This window comes from Nocardia sp. NPDC051052, from assembly GCF_044456045.1.
In the GTDB taxonomy this organism is placed as follows: domain Bacteria; phylum Actinomycetota; class Actinomycetes; order Mycobacteriales; family Mycobacteriaceae; genus Nocardia.
The window spans coordinates 530,124-556,337 of the sequence record NZ_JBITFL010000003.1 but is presented as its reverse complement, the minus strand read 5'-3'; the positions used below and the strand labels follow the sequence as shown (position 1 = coordinate 556,337).

24 protein-coding genes and 1 pseudogene are annotated in these 26,214 nt (G+C 66.8%); 11 read left to right on the top strand and 14 right to left on the bottom strand.

Annotated elements, in window-relative coordinates; translation table 11 throughout:
• Positions 1-152: 152 nt before the first annotated feature.
• From ACIBCN_RS12905 to ACIBCN_RS12895, 3 genes are all read left to right on the top strand, one after another.
• Complete coding sequence (locus tag ACIBCN_RS12905) at positions 153-1,766, top strand: alpha/beta hydrolase (RefSeq protein ID WP_396991673.1); 1,614 nt, start codon at positions 153-155, stop codon at positions 1,764-1,766.
• A 180-nt stretch (positions 1,767-1,946) separates the two neighbouring features.
• Complete coding sequence (locus ACIBCN_RS12900; RefSeq protein WP_396991672.1) at positions 1,947-3,593, top strand: GMC oxidoreductase; 1,647 nt, start codon at positions 1,947-1,949, stop codon at positions 3,591-3,593.
• A 68-nt stretch (positions 3,594-3,661) separates the two neighbouring features.
• Positions 3,662-4,504, top strand: coding sequence for an ion transporter (locus tag ACIBCN_RS12895; protein ID WP_396991671.1), 843 nt, complete (start codon positions 3,662-3,664; stop codon positions 4,502-4,504).
• Here ACIBCN_RS12895 and ACIBCN_RS12890 read toward each other — a convergent pair.
• The 4 genes from ACIBCN_RS12890 to ACIBCN_RS12875 all read right to left on the bottom strand — a co-directional run bounded on the left by ACIBCN_RS12890 (position 4,482) and on the right by ACIBCN_RS12875 (position 7,261).
• Entirely contained in the window at positions 4,482-5,693 is a 1,212-nt protein-coding gene (locus ACIBCN_RS12890) for a low temperature requirement protein A (RefSeq protein WP_396991670.1), read from the bottom strand. The two genes, ACIBCN_RS12895 and ACIBCN_RS12890, sit on opposite strands and share 23 nt — an antisense overlap.
• A 90-nt stretch (positions 5,694-5,783) precedes the next feature.
• Positions 5,784-6,254, bottom strand: coding sequence for an SRPBCC family protein (locus ACIBCN_RS12885; protein WP_396991669.1), 471 nt, complete (start codon positions 6,252-6,254; stop codon positions 5,784-5,786).
• A gap of 184 nt (positions 6,255-6,438) precedes the next feature.
• Positions 6,439-6,624 carry a DUF1918 domain-containing protein gene (locus ACIBCN_RS12880; RefSeq protein ID WP_396991668.1) on the bottom strand — a complete coding sequence of 62 codons (186 nt, stop codon included), beginning with the start codon at positions 6,622-6,624 and terminating at the stop codon, positions 6,439-6,441.
• Positions 6,625-6,688: 64 nt separating this feature from the next.
• Entirely contained in the window at positions 6,689-7,261 is a 573-nt protein-coding gene (locus ACIBCN_RS12875; RefSeq protein WP_396991667.1) for a TetR/AcrR family transcriptional regulator, read from the bottom strand.
• Between the two features lie 73 nt (positions 7,262-7,334).
• Between ACIBCN_RS12875 and ACIBCN_RS12870 the strand changes: the two genes are divergently transcribed.
• The gene (locus tag ACIBCN_RS12870) at positions 7,335-7,910 is read left to right on the top strand and encodes a dihydrofolate reductase family protein (RefSeq protein WP_396991666.1); all 576 of its coding nucleotides are present in this window, start codon (positions 7,335-7,337) and stop codon (positions 7,908-7,910) included.
• A 27-nt stretch (positions 7,911-7,937) separates the two neighbouring features.
• Entirely contained in the window at positions 7,938-8,513 is a 576-nt protein-coding gene (locus ACIBCN_RS12865; protein WP_396991665.1) for a dihydrofolate reductase family protein, read from the top strand.
• A 56-nt stretch (positions 8,514-8,569) separates the two neighbouring features.
• On the opposite strand, the gene ACIBCN_RS12860 is transcribed toward ACIBCN_RS12865, so the two are convergent.
• A complete protein-coding gene (locus ACIBCN_RS12860) occupies positions 8,570-9,175 on the bottom strand; it encodes a dihydrofolate reductase family protein (protein ID WP_396991664.1) in 606 nt (201 codons plus the stop codon).
• A 160-nt stretch (positions 9,176-9,335) separates the two neighbouring features.
• Here ACIBCN_RS12860 and ACIBCN_RS12855 point away from each other — a divergent pair, with 160 nt between their 5' ends.
• A complete protein-coding gene (locus tag ACIBCN_RS12855; protein ID WP_396991663.1) occupies positions 9,336-12,017 on the top strand; it encodes a LuxR C-terminal-related transcriptional regulator in 2,682 nt (893 codons plus the stop codon).
• Here ACIBCN_RS12855 and ACIBCN_RS12850 read toward each other — a convergent pair.
• Positions 12,014-12,427, bottom strand: a complete 414-nt coding sequence (locus ACIBCN_RS12850; protein ID WP_396991896.1) for a secondary thiamine-phosphate synthase enzyme YjbQ — start codon at positions 12,425-12,427, stop codon at positions 12,014-12,016. The genes ACIBCN_RS12855 and ACIBCN_RS12850 overlap by 4 nt on opposite strands.
• 231 nt (positions 12,428-12,658) lie before the next feature.
• Between ACIBCN_RS12850 and ACIBCN_RS12845 the strand changes: the two genes are divergently transcribed.
• Positions 12,659-13,924, top strand: a complete 1,266-nt coding sequence (locus tag ACIBCN_RS12845; protein ID WP_357379849.1) for an aspartate kinase — start codon at positions 12,659-12,661, stop codon at positions 13,922-13,924.
• A 3-nt stretch (positions 13,925-13,927) separates the two neighbouring features.
• Positions 13,928-14,962, top strand: coding sequence for an aspartate-semialdehyde dehydrogenase (locus ACIBCN_RS12840; protein WP_396991662.1), 1,035 nt, complete (start codon positions 13,928-13,930; stop codon positions 14,960-14,962).
• Between the two features lie 57 nt (positions 14,963-15,019).
• Here the strand turns inward: ACIBCN_RS12840 and ACIBCN_RS12835 are convergent, their stop codons facing one another.
• The 5 genes and pseudogenes from ACIBCN_RS12835 to ACIBCN_RS12815 form a co-directional block, all read right to left on the bottom strand.
• Complete coding sequence (locus ACIBCN_RS12835; protein WP_396991661.1) at positions 15,020-17,458, bottom strand: glycoside hydrolase family 3 protein; 2,439 nt, start codon at positions 17,456-17,458, stop codon at positions 15,020-15,022.
• 155 nt (positions 17,459-17,613) lie between these two features.
• Entirely contained in the window at positions 17,614-18,024 is a 411-nt protein-coding gene (locus ACIBCN_RS12830; RefSeq protein ID WP_396991895.1) for a TetR family transcriptional regulator C-terminal domain-containing protein, read from the bottom strand.
• Positions 18,025-18,033: 9 nt separating this feature from the next.
• Positions 18,034-18,189: pseudogene (locus ACIBCN_RS12825) on the bottom strand (helix-turn-helix domain-containing protein); the annotation flags it as partial.
• Between the two features lie 107 nt (positions 18,190-18,296).
• On the bottom strand, positions 18,297-19,115 hold the full coding sequence (locus tag ACIBCN_RS12820; RefSeq protein WP_396991660.1) for a nucleotidyl transferase AbiEii/AbiGii toxin family protein: 819 nt from the start codon (positions 19,113-19,115) through the stop codon (positions 18,297-18,299).
• Positions 19,081-20,121: a type IV toxin-antitoxin system AbiEi family antitoxin gene (locus tag ACIBCN_RS12815; RefSeq protein WP_396991659.1), complete on the bottom strand. Its 1,041-nt coding sequence runs from the start codon at positions 20,119-20,121 to the stop codon at positions 19,081-19,083. Before ACIBCN_RS12815 ends, ACIBCN_RS12820 begins: the two co-directional genes overlap by 35 nt.
• Positions 20,122-20,221: 100 nt before the next feature.
• Here ACIBCN_RS12815 and ACIBCN_RS12810 point away from each other — a divergent pair, with 100 nt between their 5' ends.
• Positions 20,222-21,136, top strand: a complete 915-nt coding sequence (locus ACIBCN_RS12810) for an aminotransferase class IV (RefSeq protein ID WP_396991658.1) — start codon at positions 20,222-20,224, stop codon at positions 21,134-21,136.
• Positions 21,137-21,155: 19 nt separating this feature from the next.
• Here the strand turns inward: ACIBCN_RS12810 and ACIBCN_RS12805 are convergent, their stop codons facing one another.
• Positions 21,156-21,839 carry a TMEM175 family protein gene (locus tag ACIBCN_RS12805; protein WP_396991657.1) on the bottom strand — a complete coding sequence of 228 codons (684 nt, stop codon included), beginning with the start codon at positions 21,837-21,839 and terminating at the stop codon, positions 21,156-21,158.
• A gap of 177 nt (positions 21,840-22,016) precedes the next feature.
• Between ACIBCN_RS12805 and ACIBCN_RS12800 the strand changes: the two genes are divergently transcribed.
• Entirely contained in the window at positions 22,017-22,502 is a 486-nt protein-coding gene (locus ACIBCN_RS12800) for a PaaI family thioesterase (RefSeq protein WP_396991656.1), read from the top strand.
• A gap of 1 nt (position 22,503) precedes the next feature.
• Here ACIBCN_RS12800 and ACIBCN_RS12795 read toward each other — a convergent pair whose 3' ends face one another.
• The gene (locus ACIBCN_RS12795) at positions 22,504-23,853 is read right to left on the bottom strand and encodes a serine hydrolase domain-containing protein (RefSeq protein WP_396991655.1); all 1,350 of its coding nucleotides are present in this window, start codon (positions 23,851-23,853) and stop codon (positions 22,504-22,506) included.
• Positions 23,854-23,919: 66 nt separating this feature from the next.
• Positions 23,920-25,272 (bottom strand): serine hydrolase domain-containing protein, encoded by a 1,353-nt coding sequence (locus ACIBCN_RS12790; protein ID WP_396991654.1) that lies wholly within the window; start codon positions 25,270-25,272, stop codon positions 23,920-23,922.
• 496 nt (positions 25,273-25,768) lie between these two features.
• Here ACIBCN_RS12790 and ACIBCN_RS12785 point away from each other — a divergent pair, with 496 nt between their 5' ends.
• Positions 25,769-26,209, top strand: coding sequence for a Fur family transcriptional regulator (locus ACIBCN_RS12785; protein WP_396991653.1), 441 nt, complete (start codon positions 25,769-25,771; stop codon positions 26,207-26,209).
• Positions 26,210-26,214: the final 5 nt, after the last annotated feature.

The window sequence follows — 26,214 nt, the reverse complement described above, 5'->3', positions numbered from 1 at the left end:
GAGGTGGCGGTGACGGTGACGAACCGCGGCGCCGCGCTGTGGCCGGTTCCGGCGTAGTGGTGCCCTCGGGGGCGCCGCGCACGGAGAACTCAGGGTGCAAGTCATCCCTGTGGCGGACGACGGCCGTGCCGTTGCGGCACAAGATGTTCGATATGCGTGGGTGGAGGATTGTCGTCGGTGTGCTGGCGGCGACATTGGTATTGAGTGGTTGTGGCACGCCGAAGAAGCATGAACAGGCCGTGGCCGACCTGGTCACCCAGGCCGATGCCGCGCCGACCCCGCGGCTGGATTGGGCGCCGTGCCAGGAGAAATCCCTGAGCAAGCTGCAGTGCGCGACGGCGACGGTACCGGTCGACTACGCGCACCCGGACGGTCCGACGCTCGGGCTCGCGCTGGTCCGGCAGCCCGCGACCGATCAGTCGCGCCGCATCGGCACCCTCTTCTCCCCGGCGGGTGGACCCGGCGCCTCGGGCATTCATTGGGCGAGCGGCGGCGAGATGTTCCCCGGCGAGATCGCCCGTCGCTTCGACGTGGTGACCTTCGATCAGCGCGGCGTCGGGCGCAGCTCGCAGGTGCGCTGCTTCGCCGATGCCGATGCGGAGCAACGATTTTGGTCCGCGGTGCGGATTCCGCCGGTGAATGCCGAACAGGAGGCCGCGCAGGCGCGCCTCAGCCGCGATCTTTCGGCGGGCTGCGCGGCGAACAGCGCGGCGCTGCTGCCGCATCTGACCACCGTCGACGCCGCCCGCGACCTGGATCTGCTGCGCCGCGCCGTCGGTGACAAGCGGCTGACCTACGAAGGTGGTTCGTACGCAAGCTATCTCGGCGAGGTGTACGGGGCGGTCTTCGGCGATCGCGTGCGCGCGCTGAACCTGAGCTCGATGATCGACCCGGACGCCTACACCTCCGACACCCGCGCCGAGGTCGCCGCCGCGGCGACGGGCACCGACGAGGTGCTGTCGGAATTCTTCCGGCTGTGCGCCCAGGCGGGTCAGCCACGCTGCGCCTTCGCGAGCCAGGGCAAGCCGTCGGCGGATCCGATCGGGCAGATTCGTAGCGACCAAAAGGCAAGCGGCGGTGACGATTTACGCGCCCGCGACACCGCATTGCTCGACCGGCTCCGGCAAGGGCCGGTGCTGGTCGGCGAAGGGGAGCGCGCCCGGTCGATCAGCTATACCGACGTCATCGCGCCGCACACGCTGATGCTGTACGACCCCAAGGACTGGCCCGCACTGGCTCAACTGCTCGCCGAAGTCGAGCGCGGCCCCGCGGGCAACCCCGATGCCGTGCGCGCCATCCTCGACGCGAACGCGGTGCCGCCCGGCTTCCTCGAGTCGTTCAACGCAATCTCTTGCGCGGACAACACTTTTCCGCGCGAGCCGGAGCAATGGCCCGCGATAGCAAAGGAATTGAGCGCCGACGGTCCTGTCTTCAGTGCGTTCTGGTTGTACCTTCGGCAGGCGTGCGCCTCGTGGCCGTCGCCGCAGGGCGGCTACCCGCAGCGCTACGCCGGTCCGTGGATCCTGCGTTCGGACGTGCCCGCGCTGCTGTTCAACAATCGCTTCGATCCGGCCACGCCGCTGACCGCGGCGCGCAAGGCGCAGCAGGCATTGGTCAACGCGCGACTCGTCGTCGTCGAGGGCGGCTACGGGCACGACATCACCGGCGACTGCACCCGCCGCTTGCGGGAGCGCTACCTCATCGACCAGCAGCTGCCCGCGCCCGGCGCGACCTGCAAAGCCGATCGGGCACCGTTCGCGGACTGAGCGGCCGACCCCTGTCGTCCACCTGCCGCGGGCGCCGGCGTGGTCTGTTCGTCACGCTGCCGTTCCCGCCGCTCGCCGCCGGCGGGCCGCCGTCGGCCGGGACAATGGAAGGGAGACAACGGATGACGGTCAGGCAACGACTGTTCAGCTAGGCGGAATACCGGTAATCTGCGCTCGGCCATGCGTGATGAGGGAGGTGGCTGGGTGCGCAGACGCGCCTTCTTCAAAGCGGCGGGTACGGCCGCGCTGTTCGGTGCTGCCGCGGGAACGTTGCGGGCGGCCGGACCGGCGTCGGCGGATCCGGTGTGGAACCTGCTGTTCCAGTCGTGGGTGCCGGAAATCTTCGCCCCCCTACCCGACCCACCCGAGCACACGCCCGCGATCGTGATCGGCTCCGGTTTCGGCGCCGCGGTCACCGCGTTGCGGCTGGCCGAGGCGGGTATCGCCAATACGGTGCTCGAGCGCGGGTCGCGCTGGCCCAACGATCCATGGCGGGAGATCTTCACCGGCGACGACCTGCCGGACGGTCGCGGCTTCTGGCATCGCACCAACTTCACCGGCGTCAGCAAGGTGCCGATGACGTTCGCCAGCTTCGGTGGCGTCCTCGACTGCACCAACTATCCCGGCATCGATGTGTGGCGCGCGGCCGCGGTCGGCGGTGGATCGGTGATCTTCACCGGCGCGATGGTCGCCCCCGAGCGCCGCTTCTTCGACCACCTCTTCGGCGGCACGGTCGAGTACGGCGAGCTGGACCGCGTCTACTACCCGCGGGTGCGGGAGATGCTGCGGCTGAGCTCGATGCCGGGCGACATCTACGGCGCTAAGCCGTTCGCGCACTCCAGGGCCTGGGACGACCAGGTGCGCAAGGCCGGCTACCAGCCGATGCCCAACGACTCGATCTTCAACTGGGACATCCTGCGCGCCGAGCTGAACGGCGGCAGCCGGGCGTCGGCCACCGCCGCCCGCAGCAACCTCGGCAACTCCAACGGCGCCAAGTTCGACCTCAATCAGAACTATCTGAAGTACGCCGAGGGCACCGGCCGGTCCGGGATCTTCCCCGGCCACCAGGTGGAGTCCATCGCCCAGGAGCCGGGCGGGCGGTTCTCGGTCCGGGTGACCAAGCTGGCCCCGACCGGCGAGGTGCTCGGCACCCGCACCCTCACCTGCGATCAGCTCTTCCTCGGCGCGGGCTCGGTCGGCACCTCGGAGCTGCTGGTGCGCGCGCAGGCGACCGGGGCACTGCCCAACCTCAACGAGCACGTCGGCGACGGCTGGGGGACCAACGGCGACGTGGTGCTCGGCCGTGGCGCGAGCGCCCTGGCCGGGTTCGGCCAAGGTGTGCCGAGCGCGAGCCGGATCTTCGACGAGTCGGGGCCGCCGCTCAGCCTGGAAAGCTGGTACATCCCCGGCATTCCGTTCGAGACGGGCGCGCTCGCCTCGCTCGGCATGGTCCTCGACCCGGCCCGCGCGCGGTTCGGCTACGACGCGGCCGCGAACCGGGTCGGCCTGTCGTGGCCGAGCCAGAACCGGGACGACATGGTGGCCGCGGCCCGCGCGGTCGATCACCGGATCGCGGAACGGGCCGACGCGGTGCTCGAATACGGCGCTCTCGGCTATGACGCGAACGCGTTGTTCACCGCGCATCCGCTGGGCGGCGCGGTGCTCGGCAAGGCGACCGACGGCTACGGCCGGGTGCACGGGCACCCCGGCCTGTATGTGATGGACGGCGCGGCCATTCCGGGCAGCACCGGCACGGTCAATCCGTCGCTCACCATCGCCGCGCTCGCGGAGCGCAATATCGAGGCCATCATCCGCTCCGGAAAGTAGCGTTCGGGCCGAAGCGCGGTCGTGCCGACTAGTGTCGGCACGACCGTTCGGCGTTGAAGGGACATCCAGTGACAGCTGCGCGTACCACTCCGGTCAGCGAGGAACTTCCGGAGGGCGATTACCCGCGTAAGCCGCCCGCGCTATGGACCGACTTCTTCATGCTGGCGCTGGCCATCGTGTCGGTGGCGCTGGTCGTCTGGATCACCTTCTTCGACGTGTCCGCGCGCACCCATCACACGATCGTGATCGTCGACTGGACGATATGTGGCGTGTTCGCCGTCGAGTTCCTGTGGCGCTGGCGCCGGGCGGGCTGGCCGTGGACGTTCCCGTTCGTCTACTGGTACGAGGTCCTCGGCATGATCCCGGTGACCAGACCGTTCTTCCGCGGCTTCCGGCTGCTGCGGATCGTGGTGATCGCGGTCCGGCTGGGTCGCGTCGCCGACCGCGTGTTCGGCGACCGGATCACCGCCGCGGTGGTCAACCGGTTCGTCATGACCATCGTGGACACGATCAAGCGGCCGATGACCATCGCGGTGATGGACGAGGTCGCGTCGGTGATGCGCACCGGCCACTACACCCGCAATATCGCGGCGGCGCTACAGGAGAACCGCGCCGAGATGGACGAGATGATCCTGGAGCTGATCAAGAAGGACCCGCAGGCGGGTCGGGTGCGCTACATCCCGTTTCACGACGACATCATCCGGCTGATCGCCGACACCACATTCCGGATCCTGTTCCAGGTGCTGGAGGATCCGCGCACCGACGAGCTGGTCTCGGATGTGTTGCGGGAGAACATCGATCAGATCCGGCACGCGGTGCGCAACGATGTCCGGGTGCCACCGTCCGCGTACGGCCCGACGCCGGCCGAACACAGCGTGCGTCATCACCTCAGCCGGATACCCCGTGCCTGATCTCGTCCCGTGGCTGGGCGAATCGGACTGTCTCCCAGATGATCAGCACGCCGAGCACGGCGCACAGCAGGGCGAGTGCGGCCAGTGCGGGCAGCGCGGCGGCCAGCGGGATCAGCGCGAGCAGCACCACGACCGTGATCACCCGCGGCCCGCTGATCGATCCTGTCGCATAGTGTTTCGCACCGACCAGCGCGATCAGATACAGCACAACTCCGCCGTACAACGCGAACAACGGAATTCCGTACAGCGCGTCTTTCAACGTGTGATGTGAAGCGTCCCCGACGTAGTAGAGGACTTTTTTCAATCCCAATGAGAGCCCGATGATTCCGGCGATCATCGGAAAATGCCAAAAAGTGTACGCGCCTCGGGCGATCTTGATCTGCCGCGCGCCGTCGGCATGCTTCAGCTCGTGTTCGATCGACAGCGCGGCGACATCGAAATACGTCCACCACAGCAGTCCGGATACCGCGAGGCCGAGCAGCGCACCCACCGCGATCGGCCAGGAGACGGGCAGCCCCGCGACGCCGATACCGATCGAAACGATCGATTCCCCGAGCGCCACAATGATGATCAGGCCATATCTTTCGGCGAAATGGGTCGCCGAATTCAACCGCCAGTCGGTGCCGGCAACCAGGGTCCACAGATAGTCGCCCGCGATCGCGGCGATCCACAACCCGATCTGCACCGCGCCGGAGGTCATCGCCGCGATCACCAGCAGGGTGGTGCCGATGGTGATCGAGCCGAGCGACCAGCGCAGCACCTGGCCGCGCAGCTGAGCGTCCTCGCTGCTGGCCAGCCAGAACACGCCGAGGTGGACAAGTCGCACAATCAGATACGCGATCGCGAAGACCAGCGGGCCGTACCAGCCGCCGGGCAGATCGTGGAACGCCTCCGGTATGGCGAGTGCGGCGAGGAACGCGCCACCCATCGCGATGAACATCGCCACTCTGGCGAAGCCCTCGTCGGCGCGGACCACGTTGCCGAGCCAGGAGTAGGCGATCCACAACCACCACATCAGGGCGAGGACGAGGAACGCGCGCAGCATGTTCTTCGCGCTCGTCTCCTCCGCCGCCAGGTCGGTGACCATGGTGAACGCGAAGACGAGCACCAGGTCGAAGAAGAGCTCGAGCTGCGTCACCGACGCGCCTTCGGCCACCGGCGTCAGCCGAACCCGTTTGGAACCGATCATGGTGCACATCGTCGCACCCCGATCGGGCCTGCGCGTGTTTGCTCGGCTGCGCGTCGCCCGATTTCGCTATGAACGTGCGCCTGCCGTTTGTTATTCGTTATAGCTATACGGCTTGATGGTTTCCGGCTCCGGAAACGTCTCGGCGAACTCGATGAAATTCTGCACCGCGATCTCGTACTGCTTGCGCACGGTGCGCTTGAGTAGCAGCCCGGGCACCGGGATGGGTAGGTAGTCCTCCGCGTGGAACCAGACGTCGGTGCCGTCCGCACCGCCGGTGACCTCGAACCAGCCGCCGCCCTTCGCGCTCCGGGTACTGTCGGTGACCTGCCACGATGACCGGTTGTCGGTCCAATCGTATTCCAGCACTTGCATATCCGAACTGCCGAGCAGTTCGGTCTTGACGAAAACCCGGATCGGCCGTCCCGCGTCATCACGGGTGGCGACTCGGGCATCGCGATATCCCGGCGACCATTCCGGGAGCATTTCGACAGCGGCCAGCGCATCCATCACTTGCGCGGAATCGGCGTCGACGACGAATCGAATATCGGTTCTCGTGCGCATGTAAAACCTTCCGACCCCCGATGGACAACTGCGCCCGATTCTCTCTATCGGTTATCTGTTCCGTCAACCTCGTCGCCGAGGCCGATAGTCCATGGGCGCTGCCGACATGGCCTTATGTGTCCAAAAGTGGACATCGGAAGTAGCTGAACAAGTTCCGCGCGGAAGATTTGTGACAGTCTCGGCGTCAGGTGGCCGGCTCGACTATCGCGTCGGGGCCGGGAAACACGAGTGACTCGCGCCCGTCGGCGTAACGCACGAGGTAGGGCGGTGTGCCTTCCGGCCCGCGCACTTCGATGATCTCCCCGTGGCGATCGCCCTGCCCCACAACGTGCCCATGTACGTGCAGCCGGTCTCCGACATTCGCCATCATCAACTCATTATCGAATATCGGTGACGCGGGTCACAAGGATTCGGCGATGGATACCGCCCGGTTTTCAGGCGCCGACGACCCGATCGACGGCGGCCTCGATCAGCTCCTGACTCTGTTCCTCGGTGAACACGCCGGGCAGTGTGAGGCGGTCGACGATCAGCCAGTTCAATGCCAAATAGAGCAGCTGCACGGACTTTTCGTCGCCGGGCAGTCCGGCGTCGAGGTGGTTGCGCACGTTGAACTCCATGTCCGCGCGCACCCGCTCGGTCAGCACGGCGCGCAGTTCCGGTCGCCGAGTCGCCTCGAGGCGCAGCTCCAGCAGCGCTAGGTAGCCGGTGCGGAACGCCTCGATGCGCTCGACGATTTCTTTCATCAGCTTCGTGACGTGCGCGCGGGTCTTCGGGCCGTCCGCCAGCTGGGTCATGGTGGCCGCGCTCGGCGCCAGCCGTTCGTAGAAGCGACTACCCGCCTGGGTCAGTAGGTCGTCGCGGTTGGCGAAGTAGTTCGACGCGGTGCCGGTCGGCACCGCGGCCTCCTTGTCCACCGCGCGGAAGGTGAGTCCACGCGCTCCGTCGCTGGCCAGGACCTCGATCGCCGCGTCGAGCAGCGCTTGTCGACGCTCGGGATTAGTCCGCACTTGACACCACTCCATCTGTAGTACTATCTTCAAATCACTACAAACAGAGTACAACAGCTTAGGCGGTATCGGATTGCGAAAGCTTGTCTACTACGTTGCCGTGTCTCTCGACGGATACATCGCAGGTCCGGGCGGCGAATACGACTTCTACCCCGCCGACGACAAGATGGGCGCCTCGATCAACGCGGAGTACCCGGAGTTCGTCCCGACGGAATTCCGGCCGCACATCGGGATGGCGCTGGACACGCCGAACAAGCACTTCGACACGGTGCTCATGGGCCGCGGCTCCTATGAGCCAGGTTTGTTCGCCGGCTTCCCCAGTCCGTACGCACACCTGCGGCAGTACGTAGTGTCCAGCACGCTCGGCCGGATCGATGAGCCAGCCGTCGAATTGGTCGACGCCGACCCGCTCGGTCTGGTGCGGCGGCTCAAAAAGGAGGAGGGCCAAGATATCTGGCTCTGCGGTGGCGGCAATCTCGCCGCCCAGCTGCTCGGTGAGATCGACGAGATGATCATCAAGAGCTACCCCGTTGTCGCGGGCGGTGGCGTCTCCGTCTTCGCCGGTGAGTTCCGGCCGACCCTTTTCGCGCCGGCCCGGCGCCAGGAATTCGGTAACGGCGCGCAGGTCACCTGGTTCACCCGCGCCTGACCGACACATTTCGAAAGAGGTTCTGCTATGCGAAAACTCGTCTATTTCGTCGGGATGTCGCTCGACGGCTACATCGCCGGTCCCGATGGCGATATCGGCTTCTATCCGCTACCCGATGACTTCACGGCGTGGCTCGCGCGGGATTATCCGGAGACGCTACCCACCCATGTGCGGCCGCATTTCGGCATCGCGGCGCATGCGCCGAATCGGCGGTTCGACACGTTGGTCATGGGCCGGGGCACCTACGAGCCTGCCCTCGCGGCCGGGCTGACCAGCCCGTACGGCCATATGCGGCAGTACGTGGTTTCGAGCACGCTCGGCCGGATCGATGACCCGGCCGTGCAACTGATCGAGCGGGACCTGGTGGCACTGGTGCGGCGGCTCAAACAGGAAGCGGGCCTGGACATCTGGCTGGCCGGCGGCGGAAAGCTGGCCGCCGCACTGCTCGGTGAGATCGATGAGCTGGTGATCAAGAGCTACCCGGTCGTCGCGGGCACCGGCATCCCCGCCTTCGACGGCGAGTTCCGGCCGACGCTGTTCACGCCGACCGATCGCAAGGAATTCAGCAACGGCAATCAGGTCAGCTGGTTCACCCGCGGCTGACCCGACAATGGCGGCGGCCGAGCGACTTTCGCTGCGGCCGTCGCCGTCGGGGGAGATCATTCGCCGCGGACCCGGTCGTAGATCAGGTACAGCGCGCCGGACTCGGTGGTGGACAGGTCGGTCAGCGACCAGCTCGACGCCGCGAGGCCGTCCTCGAAAAGGCGGGCGCCGCCGCCGGCGATCTCGGGGCACTGGGTGATGAGAATCCGATCGACCTCATCGGCCGCGAGCAGCGCCTTGATCACGCTGCTGCTGGCCAGCACGACGATGTCGCCGCCGTCCTGCTCGCGCAGGTGCTCGACGGTCGCCACCGGGTCGGCGTCCGCGATCCGCGAGTGCTGCCACGGGGCGTCGGTGCGGGTGGTGGAGAAGACCACCTTCTCGACGTCGTCGAGCCACTGCCCGAAGGCCCGGTCGCGCGGGTCGGCGTTCGCGTCGATCGCGACGGTGGGCCAGTAGCCGCCGAAACCCTGATAGTTCTTGCGGCCGAGCAGGGCGGTGGTGGCCGATTCGGTCATCTGGACCATCCGGTCGCGGGCGGTGTCGCTCACGGCGTGCGGCACGATCCAGCTCATGTCGTAATCGCCGCCCGGACCGTTGGTGCGGCCGTCCAGCGAGAGCGAGATGTTGGCAACGACCCGGCGGTTTCCTGTGTTCGTCATGATGTTCCTTCTTGTCTGTGACGCTGCCTGCGTCGTTGAGATCGATGATTCCGTCGCGGCGACTCCGGAACATCTGCCACCTGGCCGATATGTGATGGCCGAGGTGGCCGACCGGATATAGGTCGTCCGCGCGGGCCCGCCATGTCAGACTGCTGACGCGATGCCAGCCTCCACCGACGCACTACCCACCGAGCTGTCCTCGTTCATCGGCCGCACCGAGGAACTGACGGCGATCGGTGCCGCCGTCGCACCGGGCAAGGTCGTCACCCTGGTCGGGCCCGGCGGCTGCGGCAAGACGCGGCTCGCGCTTCGGGTCGCGCACACCGTGTTCGAGAACTGGCCGGATGGTGTCCGGTGGGTCGCGCTGGAGGACGAACGCGACGATGCGGCGGTCGTGCAGCGAGTCGCCGCGGCCATCGATGTGCTGCTTCCCGGCGGTGCGGATCCCGTCGCCACCGTTGCCCGCGGGCTCGCCGACCGCGAAACCCTGCTGGTACTCGACAATTGCGAGCAGCTCGGCGACGGTGTCGCGGCGTTGGTCACCGGCCTGCTCGGGCGGTGTCCACGACTCGGTGTGCTCGCGACCAGCCGTGGGCCGCTCGGGGTCGGCGGTGAGCAGGTGCGCCGGGTGCCCGCGCTCGGGCTGGCGGACGCGTTGACGCTGTTCCTCGACCGGGCGTACGCGGGGGAGCCGACACCGCAGGCCCACACCGCGGCCCGCCGGGTCTGTGACCGCCTCGATCGGTTGCCGCTGGCCCTCGAACTCGCCGCGGGTTGGGCGGGCACATTGTCGCTGACCCAGCTCGCGGACTCGCTGCACGAGCCATACGCGGTGCTCGACGGCGGTGCCAGGACCGCGCCGTTCCGGCAGCGGACACTCGCGGAGTCGATGCGCTGGAGTCATGAGCTGCTCGTCGACGACGAGCGGGTGCTGTTCCGCAGGCTCGGGGTGTTCGAGCCGGGTTTCTCCGCCGATGCGGTTGCCGAGCTGGCTGCGCCGCCTGGTCGCGCGTTGCGAACATTGCGCGGGTTGATCGACAAGTCGTTGGTGACGGCGGATACCACCGGTGTGGTGGCGCGCTATCGAATGCTGGGCGTGGTCCGGGATTACGCGTTGCTGCGGCTGGCCGAAGCCGCGGAGGCCGAGCGGCTGCGCGATCGCCACCTGGCGGTGTATCTCGCCATGGTCGAGCAGGCCGAACCGTTGCGCAACACCGACCAGGATGCCTGGCGGGCGCGAATCGCGGTGGAGTTGGCCAATATTCGCGCCGCCATCGACTGGGGATTGCGCCGCGACGATCCGTCCGGCGGACGCGCACTCGCCGCCGCGATGGCGTGGTTCTGGTACCTCGAACCACGTGGCGTCGAGGGCGTGCGAGTGCTGCGGTTGGCCGTCGACCGTGGCGACGGGGCGCGCGACGAGCTGCAGGCGCGCGTGCTGGCCGGTTTGGCGCTGGTGTGCGACACGGCTGTGTATGGTTTCGTCGGCTACGAATCGGCCCGTGCCGCAGCGGCATTGGCTGCCGAGCTGGGCGCGGACGCGGTGGGCAGGCTGGCCCGCTCGTTGTGCGCGGTCGAGCAGCTCGGCATCGACCTGGATCGGGCATCCGCCGACGCCGAGGTATTGCACCAGGACGCGCTGCACGCCGGCGACGGTTTCGTCGCCGACTCGACCCAGGCGTTGCTCGGACTGATCCACCTGTTCCGCGACGAATACCGCAGCGCCATCGCACAACTCGACCAGGCCCTGGTCGGCATGGGTAAGCGCAACGATCGCGGCTCCGCCTCCTTCGCGCTCACCTGGCTCGCCACCGCGACCGCCCGGTCCGGCGATCTGCCGCGCGCCGCCGAACTCACCGAGCAGGCCGTCGCCACCGCGCAACCGCTGCACGACTTTCACCACATGGGCTCGGCGCGCGCGGCCTTCGCCGAAATACGGGTGTACCAGGGCCGTTTCGATGATGCGTCCGCGGCACTCGCGCCGATCGACCGCTTGCTCGACGGCGAAGCTTCGCCGTTCGTGCCCGGCTGGGAGCGAGTGCACGGCATGCTCGCGCTGGCCGAGGGACACCCCGCGGCGGCAATCGCGTGGTGCCGCAAAGAAGGCCGCACACCCGGCGAAGCCGCCGATGGATCACTGACGCCGTGGACCCGGGTGGTCCTTGCCACCGCATTGCGTGAGAACGATGAATCCGACGCGGCGGCAGCACTTCTCGACACCTTGGTGGCCGAACCGATGCTCCTGGCTCTCCCATCGGTGCACGCCGACGTACTCGACCAGCAAGCATTCCTATTGCACGACAGCGATATCGAGCAGGCACTGCGCCTGCATCATGAAGCGCTGAGCATCCGGACAGACCGCGAGCTCGTACTCGGTTGCGTGGCAAGCCTCGAGGCGCTCGCGGTGGTGCTCGCCCGGCGCGGCACCCTCGAGTCGGCCGCCGTGCTGCTCGGCGCCGCCGATCGCGCCCGCGCCGACACCGGGTCGGCGCACGGACGGCCTGTGCATGTCGCCCGCACCCTGCTGGATTCTCGTGTCGCAGCACAGGATCTGGCCGACCACCTGGAACGGGGCCGATCCATGGGCATCGCCCAGGCCGTCGACTACGCCACCAAAGCGCGCGGCAAACGCAACCGCCCGGCTTCCGGCTGGGCGAGCCTCACCCCGATGGAGCGGTCCGTCGTCGCTCTCGCCGTCGACGGCCTGTCCAATCCGGAGATCGCCGCGCGCCTGTTCATCAGTCGCGGCACCGTGAAAACCCACCTGGCCCACGTCTACGCCAAGCTCGGCGTCGCCAACCGCACCGAGCTCGCCCGGTTATCCGTTCCGGCGGACGGCTAGTCGCTGAGGAACGACAACCGCACCTGCCGATCGGGGTTGTCGACATTGAGATCCACCAATGCGACCGACTGCCAGGTTCCCAAGGCCATCGTGCCGTCGATCACCGGAATCGTCGCGTAAGGCGCGATCAGCGCGGGCATCACATGCGAGCGCCCGTGCCCACGCGACCCGTGCGCGTGCCGCCACCGATCATCGGCGGGCAGCAGCTCGCGCAGCGCCGCGAGCAGGTCGTCATCGCTGCGCGCACCGAGCTCCATGACCGCGATACCGGCCGTCGCGTGCGGCACGAACACGTTGAGCAACCCGTCACCGCCGCCGGACGCCTCGCGCACGAACGACGCGCACTGGCCGGTGATGTCCTGCACAACCTCGGTCCGTCCGGTGGTCACCGCTAATACCGTGCTCTTCATCACTCCATCGTGCGTCATTTCGCCAGGCTTCGTCGGCGCGCAACGCGGTCGGATCGCGGCCTTCCACAACGCCAGACGTCACGGCCGACTCGCGAAGTTCGCGACCGAGTCCGACCAGCGAAACAGCTCCGCCGCGCCGGTCGGCTGAGGAGGTAGCCGGAATCCGCTGGACCACGGCCGGTACGCTGGGTGCCTGTTAGCAGCTGGTAGTCGATCTTGGAGGACCCTGTCGTGGCTCTCGTTGTTCAGAAGTACGGAGGATCCTCGGTGGCTACCGCCGAGCGCATCCGGCGCGTCGCTGAACGGATCGTCGAGACCAAGAAGGCAGGCCACGACGTGGTGGTCGTCTGCTCGGCCATGGGCGATACCACCGACGAACTGCTCGACCTCGCCCAGCAGGTGGCGCCCGCGCCACCGGCGAGGGAAATGGACATGCTGCTCACCTCGGGCGAGCGCATCTCGAACGCGCTGGTCGCGATGGCCATTCACTCGCTCGGCGCCGAGGCCCGCTCGTTCACCGGCTCGCAGGCCGGCGTCATCACCACTGGCGCGCACGGTAACGCCAAGATCATCGACGTCACCCCCGGCCGCCTGCGTCAGGCGCTGGACGACGGGCAGATCGTGCTGGTCGCCGGGTTCCAGGGCGTCAGCCAGGACAGCAAGGACGTCACCACGCTCGGCCGCGGCGGTTCCGACACCACCGCGGTGGCGCTGGCCGCGGCGCTGGAGGCCGACGTCTGCGAGATCTACACCGACGTGGACGGCGTCTTCACCGCCGACCCGCGGATCGTGCCGGACGCGCAGCGGCTCGAGCAGGTCTCCTACGAGGAGATGCTGGAACTCGCGGCCTGCGGCGCGAAGGTGCTGATGCTGCGCTGCGTCGAATACGCGCGCCGGTACAACGTGCCTGTGCATGTTCGCTCGTCCTATACCGACAAGCCCGGCACCTACGTTTACGGATCGATGGAGGACATCCCCTTGGAGCAAGCAATCCTCACGGGCGTCGCGCACGACCGCAGCGAGGCCAAGGTCACCGTGGTCGGACTGCCCGACGTGCCCGGCTACGCCGCCAAGGTGTTCCGCGCGGTCGCCGATGCCGAGATCAATATCGACATGGTGCTGCAGAACGTCTCCAAGATCGATACCGGCAAGACCGACATCACCTTCACCCTGCCCAAGACCGACGGCGCGCGCGCCGTCGAGATGCTGACCAAGCAGCAGGATGAGATCGGCTTCGCGCAGGTGCTCTACGACGACCACATCGGCAAGGTGTCGCTGGTCGGCGCGGGCATGAAGAGCCACCCGGGCGTCACCGCCACGTTCTGTGAGGCGCTGGCCGACGCGGGCGTGAACATCGACCTGATCTCCACCTCCGAGATCCGGATCTCGGTGCTGGTCCGCGACACCGAGCTGGACGAGGCCGTCCAGGTGCTGCACCGGGCCTTCAATCTCGGCGGCGACGAGGTCGCCGTGGTGCACGCGGGAACAGGACGTTAAACCATGGGTGTTCGAGTAGGTGTGGTCGGCGCGACCGGGCAGGTCGGCGCCGTGATGCGAAAGCTGCTGGAGGAACGCAACTTCCCGGTCGACGAGGTGCGGTTCTTCGCCTCGTCGCGGTCGGCGGGCAAGACGCTGCCGTGGCGCGGCGGCGAGATCGTCGTGGAGGACACCGAGCTCGCCGATCCGTCGGGTTTGGACATCGCGCTGTTTTCGGCGGGTGCCACCATGTCCCGGGTGCAGGCCCCGCGCTTCGCCGCGGCCGGTGTCACGGTGATCGACAACTCGTCGGCTTTCCGCAAGGACCCCGACGTCCCGCTGGTGGTCAGCGAGGTCAACCCCGAGCAGACCCGCAATCTGGCCAAGGGCATCATCGCCAACCCGAACTGCACCACCATGGCCGCCATGCCGGTGCTGAAGCCGCTGCACGACCTCGCCGGTCTGCGCCGCCTCATCGTGTCCAGCTACCAGGCGGTGTCCGGTAGCGGCTTGGCCGGTGTGGAAGAGCTCGCGACGCAAGCGCGCGCGGTGATCGACGACATCGAGAAGCTGACCCACGACGGCAGCGCCGTGGACTTCCCCGCACCGAACAAGTACGTCGCGCCGATCGCGTTCAATGTGCTGCCGCTGGCCGGTTCGCTGGTCGACGACGGCTCCGGCGAGACCGACGAGGATCAGAAGCTGCGCAACGAGAGTCGCAAGATTCTCGGCCTGCCCGACCTGCTGGTGAGTGGAACCTGCGTGCGTGTCCCGGTGTTCACCGGCCACTCGCTGTCGGTGAATGCCGAGTTCGACCAGCCGCTTTCGGTCGAACAGGCCAAGGAGATCCTGGCCAAGGCTCCCGGCGTCAAGCTCGTCGACGTGCCGACCCCGTTGCAGGCGGCCGGTGCCGACGACTCGCTCGTCGGCCGCATCCGCCAGGATCCGGGCGTGCCCGACGGTCGCGGGCTCGCCCTCTTCATCTCCGGCGACAACCTGCGAAAAGGTGCCGCCCTCAACACGATTCAGATCGCCGAGGTGCTGCTCAGCAATCGCTGAGTACGCTGAACGGACATCGCGGCCGTGGATCCCTACCGGATCCACGGCCGCAGTCGTCTACTCGGCTGTGTACTCGGCCGTCAGGCGGCGATCGGCGATCGAATGCCCGGCCTGGATCTCGTACCAGCCGGGCACTTTTCGCCATGTGCCGTCGTCCCAGATCTCGAAGGCCCGGTCCGGGATTCGGATCTCGGCTTCCACCAGTTCACCCGGTTCGGCTTCGACGCGGGCGAAACCGGCCAGCCAGCGAGCGGGGCGGTGCGCCGAATCGGCCACGGGCGCAAGGTAAACCTGCACGACCTCGCCGCCGCGGCGGGTGCCGGTGTTGCGCAGCCGGACCGTCACCGTGCTGTCATCGTTGGTGATCGACTCGTAAGCCCATGTGGTGTAACCGGATCCGTGCCCGAACGGGTAGGCCGGAGTGGTGCCCGCCCGCTCCCATGCGCGGTAACCGATGAACAGGTCTTCCCGGTAGACGAGCTCGCCGTCGGTGGGGGTCACCTCCGAGACCGGGCAGTCTTCCAGAGCGGCGGGCCAGGTGGTGGGCAGACGACCGCCGGGCTCCGTGTCACCGAGCAGTACCTCGGCGAGGGCCGCGCCGCCTTGCTGGCCGGGGAACCAGCTCAACAGGATCGCGGGGACCGCGTTACGCCAGGGCATTTCGACCGGCGATCCGGCATTCACGACCACGACGGTGTTCGGGTTGGCCGCGACCACCCGGCTGACCAATTCGTCCTGGCGGCCCGGCAGCTTCAGGCTGGTGCGATCGAAACCCTCGGACTCGACCTGTTCGGTGGTGGCGACCACGACCACCGCGACATCGGCCGCCCGCGCCGCCTCGACGGCCTCGGCGATCAGCTCGACTGGATCGCGCCGGGGGTCGCTGTGCGCGAGGGTGCACAGGATCGCCTGGATGGGCATGTCCGCGAACTTCATCGGCGTGTGGGTCATGGTCACCTCGACCGTCGTCCCGGCGCTGAGCTCGACCGTGCCGCGTTCGGCCGGTGTGCCGAAGAATGCTTCGAACGGATCTGCGCCGGTGAGTGTTTCGGCACCGTCGAACAGTACGGTGTCGCCGATGGTGAGCCGGAAATCACCGACTCCCTTGGTGCCGAACACATGCGCGCCGGTTTCCTCGGGGGTGAAGGTGCCACGCACCTCGACGGTGTGCAGCGCGTCGTAGGCGATGCCGTCGGGCAGTTCGCCCAGCCAGTTGACCATGCCGTTGGGCAGCGAGCTTTCCCCGAGCAGTGCGCCGTCGGCGTCGAAAACGCGGGCGTGCAAGTCGAATCCGCGATCCGCGGCGCCGAGGACGTCGCTGGGGGCGGCACCGATCGCGTAGGTCAGTGCGCCCTCCGGAAGCGCGGCGGTCAGTCCGTCGAGCGGAGACACCACGGCCTCGGGGAAGACGGTGGCCGAGCCGACGCCGAGAATGCGGGCATCCCTGGCGGCCAGTCCGATCAACGCGACCTTCGTCCGAGCCTTGTCGAGGGGGAGGACCGGGCGTTGGCCGACCGTTTCGTTGCGGACCAGAACGAAAGCGCGAGAGGCGATCTCACGTGCCAATGCCACCCCGTCGAGCTCTGCGGGCGGCGTGTCGACCGCGGGCTCCGCTCCGTCCAGCAGGCCGACGCGCGCCGCGAGCCGCAGCACATTGCGCACCGCCGCGTCGACCACGGACTCGTCCACTTCGCCGTTGCGCACCGCCGCGACCAGCGCATCCCCGTACACGCCGCGCGGACCCGGCATCGCGACATCCAGCCCCGCGGTGATCGCCGCGACCGTCGACCTGGCCGCCATCCAATCCGAGACGACGATGCCGTCGAAACCCCATTCCCCGCGCAACGTGCCGTTCAGCAGCTCGCCGTGCTCGGTCATCGTCGTGCCGTTGACCTGGTTGTAGGCGGCCATCACGCCCCACGGTCCGGCATCGCGGACCATCGCCTCGAACGGTGCGAGGTACAGCTCGCGCAGCGCGCGGGCGGAGACGACATTGTTCACGGTGAAGCGTTCGGTCTCGGCGTCATTGGCGACGAAATGCTTTACGGTGGTGCCGATCCCGCCATCCTGCACGCCGCGCACATAGCCGGTCCCGATGCGGCCCGTCAGATACGGATCTTCCGAGTAACTCTCGAAATGCCTTCCGCCCAACGGTGATCGATGCAGGTTGACCGTTGGCGCGAGCAGCACGTGCACACCTTTGCGCCGCGCCTCCTGCGCGAGCAGCCGACCGGCCCGCCTGGCCAGTTCCGGATCCCAGGTCGCGGCGAGCGCCGTCGGCGACGGCAGCGCGATGGAGGGATCATCGGCGGTCCAGCGCACGCCGCGTACTCCGATCGGGCCGTCGGACATCACCAGCGAGCGCAATCCGATCTCCGGCAGCGCGGGCAACGACCACATGTCCTGCCCCATCAACAGCCGGGCCTTGGCCGGGAGATCGAGCTTCCCGAGAGCCGCCGTCACGGCTTCCTCACGGGCTATGTCGGCTGGACTCATGATGAACTCCTTTGTCTGCCAGGGTTGTTGCGGACGGGATCGGCGGGATGCCATCGACAACCCGTGAGTGCGGGCAGCGGGCGTCCACAGGTACCGCCAAGCTCACCTAATCAATAGTAGGTGTCGTTACTCGCTCGTTATATTAGAGCCTGCCGCTACCGGGCAGAATTGTCACCGGGCCCGAGCAACGCGACGAAGTCCCGGAACGCGGCCCCCATATCGACAGCCTCCGGATCGAGCAACCACTGCGTCTGCAACCCGTCCAGCACCGCGATCAGCAGCGGTGCCACCTGCTCCGGCGTCCGCCCACCCGCCAACCGATCCCCGAATTCCGCCCGCAGCATCTCCGCCAGCCGCGCCCTGGCCTGCGCGTACCGCTCGACGAAGTACTCCCGAGCCGGATGCCCACCCGTCACACTCTCCCCGGCCAACGCCGCGAACGTCTGCACGACTCCAGGCCGCGTCGCGTTGTACTCCACCAACTGCTCCAGATGCGACAGCCGCCAACTATCCGACCCCCCAGCCAGAAACGCCGCCGTATCCCACCGGTCCCGAGCCGCCAACACCGCGACCAACAGGTGCTCCTTACTCGGAAAATAATGCAACACCCCGGGCTGCGTAAGCCCAACCCGCTCCGCGACCGCCCCAAGCGAAGCCCCCCGATACCCCCGCTCCGCAATCACCTCCCGAGCAGCCTCGAGTATCGCCTCCCGCCGCTCAGCCCCCCGCACCCCCCGCCCACCCTGCTGTCCCTGAGTCACAGATCGAGCGTAACCAGGTCCACCGCTCCCAGCCCGGACGCCGCTCGAAATGCGGTCGCCCTGCTACTACGCGGCTGTCATCCGCGCCCGACTGCGCGCTCCGTTCGAATGCCCGCATACAACGCCGACATTCGTTGGTGTGCCTGGTCGAAGGGGCCGGTCATGTCGTTCGCGAGTCGTTGCAATGCGACCGGGTCGTCCAGCAGCGGTTGGACTCTCCTCGAGTCCGCCGTCTCCAGCAGGAGCGCGATATCTTGGCCGAGACGGTGGGCGCTCGCCAGCGTAGCGTCGTAGTCGTACGTGGCAAGAAGCTCAATGTGTTCTGTGTACAAGATATTCAGTTGGTGCCCGCTGCTGTACCAGTCGAGCATCGTGGCCAAGTCGATCGCGTCTTTCGTGCTGCGCCAGTGCCGGTCGTGCCAGGCGACGAGCTTCAGGAGTGTCTGTGCCGCGATCGACGGAACACGCACGCTCAACTGGCCGGGAAGTAACGCGATCTCGTCCGCCGCGAACGCTTCTCGGAACCCGAGGGTGTTCATTCGGAAATCTTCCGGCCAGTCAACGGTGCGATCATTGTTCTCGATCGGTCCGCACGGGATGATATCGACGGGAACCCCGCACACGTCGAACCGATGGCATGACTGATCGATCGGTGACATCTCCGACCGCAGTCGACGCACTTCGTCCCAGGTGGCGACGGCGACAGCAATGTCTATATCACGGGTGGCGCGCCCAGGAGCGGAGCCGAATACGCCGATGGACACGATGTTGCGCGCAGTTGCTCCGACTACCAGGAAGACGATCCCATATGACACCATCAATTGCTTGATCTGACAGAGAATCGTTGCTGCTAAAGATATTTCAGGATCCGTCGAGCTCGACAAGTCGATTGTCATGCGCCCGTATCCTTTCTGCGTGCGCGCGCTGGCGCGGATCGCCCGACGCCCACATGTCGGCGTAGATCAGAGTGCTCGGTACCAGTGCCTCGAATGGTTCCGGCGGGGTCCAGAATCGTTGCCGGACTACAACGTTCGGTTCGGTTGCCGATCGACTCCAGCGTCGGTCGGCAACGACCGGCACCGGGACGGAGTCGCAGTAGAGGGTGGCTGTTGTCGGTGTCAGATCAGAGTCGAGCAGGCTACCGCCTGCCTCGCCGCCGAGTTGAACCATGTTCTTGTGCAATAGGTCTCGTGAATCACGCCACCAGCGATCGTCGTGGTCATGAAATTCACCAAGGGTCAGTTTGTGGCTGAGCGATGTCGTGAATGCTTCGGCCCACCGATCTAGCAGCTCTTTGCCGTTGGCCAGCGTCCTTCTTGCTCCGACGGTGTAGAGATACCCGCTGGATTCCAGCTCGTTCATGACGATCTGAGTTGTGCCCAGCGAGACGCCCGCGCGATCGGCGATCATGCGCAGTGGGAGACCGAGCGTATCCGGCCAGCTCAAAACGGCGAAGAGCGCTTTTGTCCCAGCCGGGCTGAACGCCCGCGGCGCGCGCCGCGACGACGCGTGTTCGGGCGAAGGGCGTCGGTTGCCGACGACGGTAATCAGCATCGCGGGCCAGCTGATCGACATGTTCCCGACGTGGTCGACGAAATCCACCCCGTTTCGTCGCAGTACATCGGCGCTTTCCCTGGAGATGTACGGCGTGATGAGGAGCATCGGTAGTTCGGTTGGCGGTAGCGCGCGTGCGTTGGTACTCGTGAGTTGGGTTTTGAGTTCGATCGCGTAGGTTCGTTCGCCGCGCGTACCCGCGTCGAGTCGAGCGATCAGGTCCTGTCGGCGGTCAGGCCGCGCATCGGGCTCGATGACCGTCAAGCTGATCCCGTGCTCGTCGAGTGCGGCCTGGGCGCCGTGCAAGAGTCTGTTCACTCCATGCCCGTGTTCATTCTGAATGAACATCTTCAAATTATGAACAAATACCCGACGGGAGGCAAGCCGCCCGGTGGGTAGCCCGAAAATCTGATCGCACGGTCGTAGTCGCGGCTGTTAGCCTCCGGCGATGGCAAACCCCCATCCCCATGTGTATCTAGGTGACCGGATCGTTGCGGCCGAGGCGGCTACGGTTGGGGTCGCGTCGTCGGCGGTGTTGTACGGGCTCAGCGTGTACACCGTTTTTCCGGTTCATGTGGCGGGGGCGGCGCGTACCGCATTCCGGCTGGATGATCACTTTCGGCGGCTCGAGGAGTCGTGCAAGATCATCGGGATCGATCGGTTCGCGGTGGAGTGGGATTACCGGCGGTTCTATGCGGCGGTGGTCGAGCTGATCGGTCGGAACGCGCCGGTCGAGGATGTATTCGTCCGTGCCACAGTGCATGTCGTCGAGTCGATCCCGGGCACCCGGGTGCGTGGCTGTGCGATTCAGGTCAGCATGTTCGTCTACGACGCGGTGCCGATCGTCCCGCAGGACGGCATGCGGCTGAAATCCAGTCCGTGGCGGCGCATTCCGGACAACGCGATTCCGTCTCGCGCGAAAGTCAACGGCGCGTATGTGAATTCGGTGCTGGCTAAACAGGACGCGATCGACAGTGGCTACGACGACTGCGTTTTCCTCGACGGCGGCGGCCACGTCTGCGAGCTCAGCGCGGCCAATATCTTCCTGGTCCGCAACGGCACGCTGATCACCCCCGACGTGTCCTGCGACATCCTCGACGGCATCAACCGCAGAACCATCCTCACGCTGGCGGCCGAGGACGGCATCCCGGTCCAGGAGCGCGCCGTCGACCTGACCGAGCTCTACATCGCCGACGAGGTCTTCGTCACCGGCACCTCCGCGGGCGCCGCCCCGGTCTTCGAGGTCGACGGCCGCACGGTCGCCGACGGGCAAGCAGGCCCGATCTCGCAGGCCCTGCGCAAGCGGCACGCCGCCGCGCTGCGCACCGACGACCTGCACGGCTGGCTCACCCCGATCGGCTGACCACCCGCGAGCGTCCGGGCTACACCGGCTGGTGCCCGGCCCGGCGCTCGCGCACTCGCGTGCTGACGTCTGGACGCACACGTTCGAGTAGATTCCCGCCGAACGCGGCGGCCAGCGGAACGAAGAACCAGGCGTACCAGATCCACGGCGTGACCCACACCAGCCCGGCCGTCAGAGCGAAGACGAAGGTGACCGAGGCGGACGCGTTGGCGCTCACCCGGATCTTCAACGGATCCACCCCGGGCCGCAATATCGCGCGCCGCCAAGCGAACTCCTTCACAACACCTTCGCAGCCGAACAGCGCCGCGGCGGTCGCGGCGAACAAGCAGGCGGCGAGTTTGTTGTCGGGCGCGTGCCCGAAGATCGCGGTGGGGAACGGCAGGAAGGCGGCGAACAGCAGCAGCGGTGCGTGCGCGGCGGCGGTCGCCCGGTCCAGCCGGTCGACCTCGTCGATGAGGATGTGGTGCCTGCGCCACACCGACCACAGCAGGAAGAACGCCAGCACGAACGCGACGAACGACGCCTTCTCGTGCCAGAGGAATTCGGCGAGGGCGTGCGGGCTGGCCAGCTGCTCGCCCTCCGGCCGTTTGATCTCGATGACCAGCAGGGTGATCGCGATCGCGAGAACCGCGTCGGCGAATGCCCCTATCCGATGGGCGCTGAAGTCCTCTTCTTTGGGGGAGGGTGCTACGCGGTCGGTCACGCTTCGGCTCCTAACGACAACGCGGTAAATCGGTTGAACCGTAGCGGATGACCGGCCGCTGGTCCTGTCGCAGGAGCGCGTTCCTGTCACGCCACCACGAATCGGCCGGTGCGATCGATGGCCGATCATGCCGTAGCTTCAATCGGGACACAGTTGATTCCTGATCGAGGGGTGCGCATGACCGGACTTGCCGAGGGCCAGGCGCCGGACGGCGCGGACGCCGCGCATGGCGAGAACTGTTTCGGCTGCGGGCCGGCCAATCGCGCCGGAGTGGCCATGCTGACGAAACTCGTGGACGGCCGCATCGTCGGCGACTGCACCTTCGACGAGAGGCATCAAGGCGCACCGGGCCTCGCGCACGGCGGGGTGGTCGCGGCGGTCCTGGACGAGGCCTCGGGGAGCGTGCCGACCCGCGGCGGGATTCCCGCGGTGACCGCCAAACTCACGGTGAACTACGTCAAACCCGCGCCGCTGCACCGCCCGATGACGGTGTCCGCGCACGTGGATCGCCGCGAGGGCGCCCGCAAACTACACATCTACGCGCGGCTCGAACTCGACGGCCAGCTCATCGCCGAGTCGGACGCGCTGTTCATCGTCGTCTCCCCGGACCACTTCCGCACGCACGGCGCCAAGGACGGCGAGCTGCCCTTCCTCGGTGTGTGATTCAGCGGATGCCGGGGGCGTCGGGGCCGAGGCAGGCGAAGATCGCGCACCCGGGCGCGGCATCCGCGAAGGGCGGCGCCAGCGGGAAATTCAAGCAGGACACGACATTACAGCCCGGATAGGCGAACGGTCCGGCGCCGAATACCGCGAGCACGAAGTTCAGGTCGACGAACTGACTCGGGTTCAGTCGCACCGGCGGCTCTACATAGGGTCCGGGGTCGGGGATGGACGGCTCATGGAACGACGCGAACAGCCTGCGGAAGAACTCGTACGGTAGTTCCGCGGTGTTCTGGATGGTCCCGGTCACGCCGTACTGACTGACATTGCCGAAGAATCCGGTCCACACCACCGTCAGGTCCAGACTCGGCAGCACGAAGACGTTCTGCATGCCGAGCCCCGCCATCATGTACACGTCGGACGGCAGGTTGCTCGCCAATTCCGCGCACCCTGGCCCGAGCCAGAACAGATAGCCGTAGCACTTGTTGGCCGCGGAAGGCCGGCGCGCCTCTCGCAGATACTGCGCGGAGACGAGTTGCTGTGTCCCCCAACGGCCGTCATTGCTGACGAGTAAGCCGAGTTTGGCGAAGTCGTTCGGCGGAATCATCAGATGTGCGTAGCCATAGGTATGCGCGGCGCGATCGCGCGCCCAGTAATAGTCGCCCCGTTCGATACCGAGCGGCCCGAACAGCTCACGCTGCGCGAATTGCTGAAGCGGCTCCCCGATGGCCAATTCGACAACGTAGGAGAGCAGATCCACATTGCGCTGGCTGTAGCTGAATACCGCGCCCGGCGGATTGTCCAGCGGCACACCGAGAGCCTGCACCGCGCTGTTCGGATCGATCGGAACGACACCGGTGGCGCCCTCGGTCAACACGCCGACCTTCATCCCCGATGACTCGGTGAGCAGATTCTCGACGGTGATCGAGCGATGCTCGGCATCACCGAGTCCTGGGGGCAGGTAGCGATCGATGGGTGCGGAGATGTCGAGTTTGCCCTGATCCCAGGCGATCCCGGCGAGCAGGGAGACCACGCTCTTGGTCGCGCTCCAGATGTTCCACGCCACATTGCCGGTCTGTGCGTTCGTCGGCCCCTCGCCGATCAGGCAATTGTGCCGGAATACCTGAATATTGACGCGGTTTCGGCCGGCGGCGAAGGTCAATGCGTCCGCGACCCGCGCGCTGTCGAGGCCGACCTGCTCGGGCGCGGCCCGCGTGAACTCGCGGCCGGATTGCACCGCACACCGCACCGGATCGGTCGGCTCAGCGGATACCTGTCCGCTGCCGGTGAATACATTCCCGGCGACCAGCGATAACGCAGCGAACCCAACGAGGAACCCACCGAATCGCCCCATGCGCACGAGGCTATCGCGCGAGGTCGACGGCGACGGGCGAATGGCGAGTTATGGTGCGCCGGAAATTCACCGGATACCCGGGGCGTCGGGGCCGAGGCAGGCGAGGATCGCGCAACCCGGCGCGGTATCCCAAAACGGCGGGGCCAGCGGGTAGTCCAGGCAGGAGAAGATATTGCAGCCCGGGTACGCGCCGGGGCCGATGCCGAACACCGCGAGCAGAATGTCCGGGTCGACATACGTTCTCGGGTCCAATCGCACCGGCGGCTCGACGAACGGGCCGAGGTCGGGCATGGGCCGGTCATGAAAGGCCGCGAACAGTTTGCGGAAGAACTCGTACGGCAGTTCGGCCTGGTTCTGCAGGGTGCCGGTCAAGCCCTTGCTGCTGCGATTGCCGAAGAATCCGGTCCAGACCACGGTGAGGTCGAGGCTCGGAATGCCGAAAACGTTCTGCATGCCGAGTCCGTCCATCATGAACACATCGTCGGGCACGTTATAGAGCGGCGCCGCGCAGTGGGGGCCCAGCCAGAAAAGATATCCGTAGCATTCGTTGGCCGAGGACGGTCGAAGCGCGAGCCGCAGATACCGTGGCGAGACGAGTTGCTTTGTGCCCCAGTGCCCGTCGTTGCTGACGAGGAGTCCGAGCTTGGCAAAATCGTTCGGCGGGATCATCAGATGTGCGTAGCCGTAGGTGTGCCCGGAGCGATCGCGCGCCCAGTAGTAGTCGCCCCGTTCGATGCCGAGCGGATCGAACAGCTCGCGTTGCGCGAATTGCTGCAACGGCTCACCGACCACCAATTCGAGGACATAGCTGAGCAGATCGACATTGCGCTGGCTGTAGCTGAATGTCGTGCCGGGTGGATGGTCCAGCGGCATCCCCAGCGCCTGCACCGCGCTGTTCGGATCGATCGGGACCACCCCGGTGATGCCCTCGGTGAGCGCGCCGACCGCCAGTCCAGAGGACTCGGTGAGCAGGTTTTCCACGGTGATCGAGCGATGCTCGGCATCGCCGAGTCCGGGGGGCAAGTACCGATCGATGGGTGCGGAGATGTCGAGTTTCCCCTTATCCCACGCGATCCCGGCGAGCAGCGAGACCACGCTCTTGGTGGAACTCCAGATGTTCCACGCCACGTTCCCGGTCTGTGCGTTCGTCGGTCCCTCGCCGATCAGGCAGTTGTGCCGGAACACCTGCACATTCAACCGATTTCGGGTGGCGGCGAAGGTCAGCGCGTCGGCGACCAGCTCGGCATCCAGGCCGACCTGCTCGGGCTTCGCCCGCGTGAACTCGCGTCCCGACTGCGGCGTGCAGCGCACCTCGGCGGACGCACGGCTGGGTGCCGCCTGCGCGTTACCGGCGAATACATTGCCCGCGACCAGCGAGAACACAGCGAACCCAACGAGGAACCCACCGAATCGCCCCATGCGGACGAGGCTATCGCGCAAGCCCGCCAGGACCGGCCAACAAGGCGGCGAGCCGGGCCGGAAAACACAAACGCCGCCAGGTCACTAAACCTGGCGGCGCTGAGTCGCCGGACGCCACGCCAGCGTCACGACTCGCGTCGACGTCCCACAAGCGCCTCTCGGCGGGTGGTCGCTCGTAGCGACAAATGGGGTGAGGCCCGGGGCTGTCCGGACGCCGACAGTGGTGATCAACGACCATTAGCCCGGAAGTATTCCGCTCCATCGAATGTGACCTGCCCCACACGTTTCGGTCGCGCGCCGAAATTCCAGCCGCCGCTCACGGGCATCGCGCTGCCGCGCTGAACCTGACTAGTGCCAGAGCTGGTCCACATGTGTTTTCCAGCACACTTCGCTAGCGCTGACCGTGGTTGTTTGCCGCGTGCAGGGCCGCGAACTGCGCTTATATTTACTGATTCTGTTTCTTGACTAATTCCAGAAAATCCGGAGGATTGGTCGCATGCACACCAACCACACCGATGCGCAGGCGCAGTTGCGCGCAGCCGGTCTGCGGGTCACCGCCCCGCGGATCGCGGTGTTGAACGCGGTCGCCGCCACGCCGCACGCCGATGCGGATCGGGTGGCCGCCACCGTTCGGGAAGCCCTGGGTTCGGTGTCCACGCAGGCCGTCTATGACGTGTTGCGGGCCTGCGTGCATGCCGGAATCCTGCGGCGTATCGAGCCGGCCGGTTCGGCCGCGCGCTACGAAACCCGCACCGGGGACAACCATCACCACCTGGTGTGCCGCGGCTGCGGCACGGTCGCCGACATCGACTGTGTCGTGGGTAGCGCCCCATGCCTGGAACCCGCTGACGACCACGGGTTCGCGATCGACGAGGCGGAGGTCGTTTTCTGGGGCCTGTGCCCGACGTGCCGCCCGCAAGAGCGGCATCAATCCTGATCGAG